Origin of the sequence: Hoylesella enoeca JCM 12259 (genome assembly GCF_000613405.1) — a bacterium.
Taxonomy (GTDB): domain Bacteria; phylum Bacteroidota; class Bacteroidia; order Bacteroidales; family Bacteroidaceae; genus Prevotella; species Prevotella enoeca.
Window position 1 is genome coordinate 1 of record NZ_BAIX01000092.1, and the last position, 2301, is coordinate 2301.

General features: G+C 50.1%; 3 protein-coding genes. All 3 read left to right on the forward strand.

Annotated elements, in window-relative coordinates:
- Positions 1-153: 153 nt before the first annotated feature.
- Positions 154-324, forward strand: coding sequence for a hypothetical protein (locus JCM12259_RS16850; protein WP_156409612.1), 171 nt, complete (start codon positions 154-156; stop codon positions 322-324).
- Between the two features lie 24 nt (positions 325-348).
- Positions 349-1980, forward strand: a complete 1632-nt coding sequence (locus tag JCM12259_RS12630; protein ID WP_025066707.1) for a hypothetical protein — start codon at positions 349-351, stop codon at positions 1978-1980.
- A 66-nt stretch (positions 1981-2046) separates the two neighbouring features.
- The coding region (locus JCM12259_RS12635) for an HU family DNA-binding protein (RefSeq protein WP_025066708.1) at positions 2047-2301 on the forward strand (255 nt) is incomplete at its 3' end.

The window sequence follows — 2301 nt, forward strand, 5'->3', positions numbered from 1 at the left end:
ACAGCTTTACCTTACGCGCGCGCGTAAGGTGTGGGCTAAACACCAATAAACAAAGGGCTTCTCGGAGTTCCCTTTGTTCCTTTTCTTATGCCTTTTGCCAACCGAGCAAGGGGGAAAACTTCACGAATTATTCACTCAAAACAACATGAAATAATGAAGAAACAAGTAGAGAGTTTGATGGCTTATCTGAAGCCCGAATGCCACGTCGTCGAAGCGGCGACAGAGCGATTTGTTTGCACGTCGGTGCGCCCCAATCCCGGTTCGCAGCAAGAGGATTGGGACCCGGACGAGGATGTCGACGGCGGAGAGTATGAATTTGAGTAATCAACGATTAAAAATCAAGGAACAATGAAGAAGTATTATATGTTTTTAAGCGCAGCGCTGCTGCTATTCACAGCGAGCTGCAGCAATGACGAGAATAGCAACGAAGCGAAAGAGCCGACACAAACAATTCAGTTCAGCTTTACCAACGAAGACTTTGGCGAGGATGAAACACTGACGAGAACGTCAGAAACAGCAAAGCCTCAGACGATAGACCTTGGCGACTGCGAAGCCGAGATCAGCGTGGAAAGTGAACCGGCAGCAAAGAAGACGCGCGGCGCATTATCACCGGCCACCGGCCACTACACCATCCGTGCTTACCAGGCCGGCACGCTCAAAGACGAAATGAAAGGCACATTCAGCGGCGGCACCTTCACCCCCGACGCTAGCTCACAAGAGAAGATGCTCCTGCCTCATGGCACTTATGATTTTGTTGCATTCAACGATGATGTAACTCCGTCTGGCAATGATCTGACCGTAGCCAGAAACAAGGCCGAGACGGCGATGATCGGAACCGTGACCGAAAATATCAATCAAGATCCCGACCAAACCGTCAGCTTCACGATGAAGCACGTCGGCTGCCGCCTGCGCACCCAGTTTGTTTGCCAGAAACACATTCCCGAAAACATCACGGCCAAGCTCGAAGCCACGGCTGCTAACGTCATCCCCACTACCACAGCCTATCATCCTGCGACGAAAGCCTACACATCAACCAACGGAGCAATGACGGCCGAAAACAGCAACTCCCCCGCCAGCACCGAGGACACATATTGGGATTCAAACTTCGGACAGGATTATGCCTACACCTCTACCAGCGATTACCACTACTTCCTGCCCACCACCGATGCCTCCAAACTGAAACTCACATTCACAGGCGGAACGGTATTCTGGAAACCTCTAACGGGCGGTATCATTCCCCAACTCAGCACTGCGCTTCCAACCATGCAATTAAACAAATCGTACGTGGTCAAGATCAAATTCAAGCCCAATTACATCTATCTGATGAGCGACGGCACCACCGGCCACTTCAAAGACACCACTTTCGGCGGCGGCACCAAGACGCCCGTAGGCGTTGTGGCCGACCCTACCGCGCGCGTGGCCATTGCCCTGAAAAATGTGAGCGACGTAACCGCATACTACTGGTGTGACCCCGCTCTCTCTCCTTCGGCACACGCTAACAATACTACTTTGTATACCTCAACAAATCGCCTCACAGATATGGAAGGCTATAAATGGACGTGGGAAGCGGCCGGCAGCACCGATGGAGCCATCAAGGCCAATCAGCAGACAACCTATCCGGCCTTTTACGAAGCTGGGCACTACAATCCAGGCGTAACCTTGAGCGGCACGCTCGTGGGCAAGAAATGGTATCTTGCAGGCTGGGGAGAATGGATAAATGGAGTTAAATATCTCGGTTTTAATAATAGTAATAACCTAGCCCCCACGTATGGAGTGTTGTTGGACGAGACTTTTACAAAAGTAGGAGGCACGAAATTAACCATTGACCCCCTCAAAAACTATTTAATTAGTACGCAATCTATAGACGGTACACCTCCAGTTATAAATTATCACATCATTAATTTTCACAGCGATGGCGATGGTTTTGGTAGCGGAACTTCCCCCCATAACGGTCTCGTCCGCCCCTTCATCAAGTATTAATTGTCAGAATCAGGCTTTTGCCTGGTTATCAATCAAAATTATAAACCTTTTAAAAATTTTACGAGTATGATCAAATTTGAGATCGTGGGGAAGAAGAACCCCCAGAAGAAGACGGAAACGAAGTATTATGCACAGATTTCGGAGTCTACGCCGCTGACGCTGGCCGACATTGTTGTGTTGATCGAGAAGCGCAGCACCGTTTCGAGTCCCGACATCAAGGCCGTGCTCGATGCCCTGCAATTCGAGATTATTCAGGCGTTGAAAAACGGCTACAGCGTGCGCCTTGGCGACCTGGGTTCGTTTCATCTCACGATCAGTTCG